Genomic DNA, 5,335 nt, shown 5'->3' on the forward strand with positions numbered 1-5,335 from the left:
TCTTCCGTCCGGGGCGGCTGGCGAAATGCTAGTTTGAGTTTTTCATGCTGGTGATTTGACTCGATGTCGTATGGCTGATTGCCGGCTGGTCCGGTTGATCGAGAGTCTTCAACGGAGAGTTTGATCCTGGCTCAGGACGAACGCTGGCGGCGTGCTTAACACATGCAAGTCGAGCGGTAAGGCCCCTTCGGGGGTACACGAGCGGCGAACGGGTGAGTAACACGTGGGTGATCTGCCCTGCACTCTGGGATAAGCCCGGGAAACTGGGTCTAATACCGGATAGGACCGCGCATCGCATGGTGTGTGGTGGAAAGGGTTTACTGGTGCAGGATGGGCCCGCGGCCTATCAGCTTGTTGGTGGGGTAATGGCCTACCAAGGCGACGACGGGTAGCCGGCCTGAGAGGGCGACCGGCCACACTGGGACTGAGACACGGCCCAGACTCCTACGGGAGGCAGCAGTGGGGAATATTGCACAATGGGCGAAAGCCTGATGCAGCGACGCCGCGTGAGGGATGACGGCCTTCGGGTTGTAAACCTCTTTCAGCAGGGACGAAGCGCAAGTGACGGTACCTGCAGAAGAAGCACCGGCCAACTACGTGCCAGCAGCCGCGGTAATACGTAGGGTGCGAGCGTTGTCCGGAATTACTGGGCGTAAAGAGCTCGTAGGCGGTTTGTCGCGTCGTCTGTGAAAACCCGCAGCTCAACTGCGGGCTTGCAGGCGATACGGGCAGACTCGAGTACTGCAGGGGAGACTGGAATTCCTGGTGTAGCGGTGAAATGCGCAGATATCAGGAGGAACACCGGTGGCGAAGGCGGGTCTCTGGGCAGTAACTGACGCTGAGGAGCGAAAGCGTGGGTAGCGAACAGGATTAGATACCCTGGTAGTCCACGCCGTAAACGGTGGGCGCTAGGTGTGGGTTTCCTTCCACGGGATCCGTGCCGTAGCTAACGCATTAAGCGCCCCGCCTGGGGAGTACGGCCGCAAGGCTAAAACTCAAAGGAATTGACGGGGGCCCGCACAAGCGGCGGAGCATGTGGATTAATTCGATGCAACGCGAAGAACCTTACCTGGGTTTGACATGTACCGGAAACACCCAGAGATGGGTGCCCCCTTGTGGTCGGTATACAGGTGGTGCATGGCTGTCGTCAGCTCGTGTCGTGAGATGTTGGGTTAAGTCCCGCAACGAGCGCAACCCTTGTCCTGTGTTGCCAGCGCGTAATGGCGGGGACTCGCAGGAGACTGCCGGGGTCAACTCGGAGGAAGGTGGGGACGACGTCAAGTCATCATGCCCCTTATGTCCAGGGCTTCACACATGCTACAATGGCCGGTACAGAGGGCTGCGATGCCGTGAGGTGGAGCGAATCCCTTAAAGCCGGTCTCAGTTCGGATCGGGGTCTGCAACTCGACCCCGTGAAGTCGGAGTCGCTAGTAATCGCAGATCAGCAACGCTGCGGTGAATACGTTCCCGGGCCTTGTACACACCGCCCGTCACGTCATGAAAGTCGGTAACACCCGAAGCCGGTGGCCCAACCCCTCGGGGAGGGAGCCGTCGAAGGTGGGATCGGCGATTGGGACGAAGTCGTAACAAGGTAGCCGTACCGGAAGGTGCGGCTGGATCACCTCCTTTCTAAGGAGCGTTCTCCAGACGTGGACCGCCGAGGAGTCGGTGGATGATGGTCTGGCAGAGCCTGTTTCAGCTCCCGGATGTGGAGCGGCAGGAGCTCATGGGTGGAACACTGACAGCCATTCCTCTTCGTTGCCGCCGGCCCGTGTGCCGGTGGGAAGAGGGGTTATATCGGCGCACTGTTGGGTCCTGAGAGAACACGCGAGTGTTTCCTCGAAGGTAGGACTGATCCTGTTCGGATGGTCGGCAGACCGCATTGCTTCGGTGGTGGTCTGGTGTCGGCGTGGTGTTCCGGGCGGGGTGTGTTGTTTGAGAACTGCACAGTGGACGCGAGCATCTTTGTTGTAAGTGTTTAAGAGCGTACGGTGGATGCCTTGGCACCAGGAGCCGATGAAGGACGTGGGAGGCTGCGTTAAGCCTCGGGGAGCTGTCAACCGAGCTGAGATCCGAGGATGTCCGAATGGGGAAACCCAGCCACAGTGATGTGTGGTTACCCGCACCTGAATGTATAGGGTGTGTGGAGGGAACGTGGGGAAGTGAAACATCTCAGTACCCACAGGAAGAGAAAACAACATGTGATTCCGTGAGTAGTGGCGAGCGAAAGCGGATGAGGCTAAACCATGGGTGTGTGATAGCCGGCGGGCGTTGCATTCGTGGGGTTGTGGGATCCGCCATAGTCAATTCTGCCGGATTGGCCGACAGTGAGAAATCATCGTGTTAGTCGAAGTGGTCTGGAACGGCCTGTCGTAGAGGGTGAGAGTCCCGTAGACGAAAACATGGTGACTGTCGTGGCGGACACCCGAGTAGCAGCGGGCCCGTGAAATCTGCTGTGAATCTGTCGGGACCACCCGATAAGCCTGAATACTCCCTGGTGACCGATAGCGGACGAGTACCGTGAGGGAAAGGTGAAAAGTACCCCGGGAGGGGAGTGAAATAGTACCTGAAACCGTGCGCTTACAATCCGTCAGAGCCTGCGCCGCCTTCGGGTGGGTGGGTGATGGCGTGCCTTTTGAAGAATGAGCCTGCGAGTTAGTGGCATGTCGCGAGGTTAACCCGTGTGGGGGAGCCGTAGCGAAAGCGAGTCCGAATAGGGCGACCTGTAGTGGCATGTTCTAGACCCGAAGCGGAGTGATCTACCCATGGCCAGGGTGAAGCGACGGTAAGACGTCGTGGAGGCCCGAACCCACTTAGGTTGAAAACTGAGGGGATGAGCTGTGGGTAGGGGTGAAAGGCCAATCAAACTCCGTGATAGCTGGTTCTCCCCGAAATGCATTTAGGTGCAGCGTCGCGTGTTTCACTCTGGAGGTAGAGCTACTGGATGGCCGATGGGCCCCACAAGGTTACTGACGTCAGCCAAACTCCGAATGCCAGGGTGTGAGAGCGCGGCAGTGAGACTGCGGGGGATAAGCTTCGTAGTCGAGAGGGAAACAGCCCAGATCGCCGGCTAAGGCCCCTAAGCGTGTACTAAGTGGAAAAGGATGTGGGGTCGCGAAGACAACCAGGAGGTTGGCTTAGAAGCAGCCACCCTTGAAAGAGTGCGTAATAGCTCACTGGTCAAGTGATCCTGCGCCGACAATGTAGCGGGGCTCAAGTACACCGCCGAAGCCGCGGCACTCACACAACACATTCATGCGCCCCTGCGGGGGCGTGTGCAGTGGTGTGGGTGGGTAGGGGAGCGTCGTGCAGTCGTGGAAGCAGCAGTGTGAACTAGTTGTGGAGGCTGCGCGAGTGAGAATGCAGGCATGAGTAGCGAAAGACGAGTGAGAAACTCGTCCGCCGAATGACCAAGGGTTCCTGGGCCAGGTTAATCCGCCCAGGGTGAGTCGGGACCTAAGGCGAGGCCGACAGGCGTAGTCGATGGACAACGGGTTGATATTCCCGTACCCGTGTGAACGCGCCCCTGGTGAATCAGTGATGCTAAGCGCCCAGAAGCCGGCCTTGGACCTTCGGGTCTTCGGTGGGTGGATGCGCGTGAACCGATCTGGTAGTAGCCAAGCGATGGGGTGACGCAGGAAGGTAGCTGAGCCAGTCAGTGGTGATACTGGTGTAAGCGTGTAGGGCGAGTGGTAGGCAAATCCGCCACTCACGATGCCTGAGACGTGACGCGTAGCCGAGTGAGGCGAATTCAGTGATCCTATGCTGCCGAGAAAAGCCTCTAGCGAGCTTTCACACGGCCCGTACCCCAAACCGACACAGGTGGTCAGGTAGAGAATACCGAGGCGATCGAGAGAACTGTGGTTAAGGAACTCGGCAAAATGCCCCCGTAACTTCGGGAGAAGGGGGGCCTTCGCCGGTGACGAGTCTTGCACTCCGAGCTGGTGGGGGCCGCAGAGACCAGAGAGAAGCGACTGTTTACTAAAAACACAGGTCCGTGCGAAGTCGTAAGACGATGTATACGGACTGACGCCTGCCCGGTGCTGGAAGGTTAAGAGGACCGGTCAGCCAGCAATGGCGAAGCTGAGAATTTAAGCCCCAGTAAACGGCGGTGGTAACTATAACCATCCTAAGGTAGCGAAATTCCTTGTCGGGTAAGTTCCGACCTGCACGAATGGCGTAACGACTTCTCTGCTGTCTCAACCACAGACTCGGCGAAATTGCATTACGAGTAAAGATGCTCGTTACGCGCGGCAGGACGAAAAGACCCCGGGACCTTCACTATAGCTTGGTATTGGTGTTCGGTTCGGTTTGTGTAGGATAGGTGGGAGACTGTGAAACGGGCACGCCAGTGTTCGTGGAGTCGTTGTTGAAATACCACTCTGATCGTATTGGACCTCTAACCTCGGACCATGATCTGGTTCAGGGACAGTGCCTGGTGGGTAGTTTAACTGGGGCGGTTGCCTCCCAAAATGTAACGGAGGCGCCCAAAGGTTCCCTCAGCCTGGTTGGCAATCAGGTGGCGAGTGCAAGTGCACAAGGGAGCTTGACTGTGAGACTGACGGGTCGAGCAGGGACGAAAGTCGGGACTAGTGATCCGGCACCGGCATGTGGAAGCGGTGTCGCTCAACGGATAAAAGGTACCCCGGGGATAACAGGCTGATCTTCCCCAAGAGTCCATATCGACGGGATGGTTTGGCACCTCGATGTCGGCTCGTCGCATCCTGGGGCTGGAGTAGGTCCCAAGGGTTGGGCTGTTCGCCCATTAAAGCGGCACGCGAGCTGGGTTTAGAACGTCGTGAGACAGTTCGGTCTCTATCCGCCGCGCGCGTCAGAAACTTGAGGAAGGCTGTCCCTAGTACGAGAGGACCGGGACGGACGAACCTCTGGTGTGCCAGTTGTTCCGCCAGGAGCACCGCTGGTTGGCCACGTTCGGAAGGGATAACCGCTGAAAGCATCTAAGCGGGAAGCCTGTTCCAAGATGAGGTTTCTCACCCCCTCGAGGGGGTAAGGCCCCCGGCAGACCACCGGGTTGATAGGCCAGAACTGGAAGCACAGCAATGTGTGCAGGTGACTGGTACTAATCGGCCGAGGACTTACCACGAAGAAGCTACGCGTCCACTGTGCAGTATCTGAAACAACACACAACCCCCCACCCGCCGGCAAACCGCCGGCGAACCAAAAAAGGGGGGTGTGACAGTTTCACAGAGTTACGGCGGCCATAGCGGAGGGGAAACGCCCGGCCCCATTCCGAACCCGGAAGCTAAGCCCTCCAGCGCCGATGGTACTGCACCCGACAGGGTGTGGGAGAGTAGGACACCGCCGAACACCCGTT

General features: G+C 58.2%; 3 rRNA genes. All 3 read left to right on the top strand.

Features of this window, described 5'->3' with window-relative positions:
- Positions 1–108: 108 nt before the first annotated feature.
- A 16S ribosomal RNA gene (locus EF834_RS17990) occupies positions 109–1,629 on the top strand.
- Between the two features lie 339 nt (positions 1,630–1,968).
- A 23S ribosomal RNA gene (locus EF834_RS17995) occupies positions 1,969–5,104 on the top strand.
- Positions 5,105–5,211: 107 nt separating this feature from the next.
- Positions 5,212–5,328: ribosomal RNA gene (rrf, locus tag EF834_RS18000) — 5S ribosomal RNA — on the top strand.
- The 16S, 23S and 5S rRNA genes sit together here, the layout of an rRNA operon.
- Positions 5,329–5,335 lie beyond the last annotated feature (7 nt).

This window comes from Rhodococcus spongiicola, assembly GCF_004011835.1.
GTDB classification, from domain to species: domain Bacteria; phylum Actinomycetota; class Actinomycetes; order Mycobacteriales; family Mycobacteriaceae; genus Prescottella; species Prescottella spongiicola.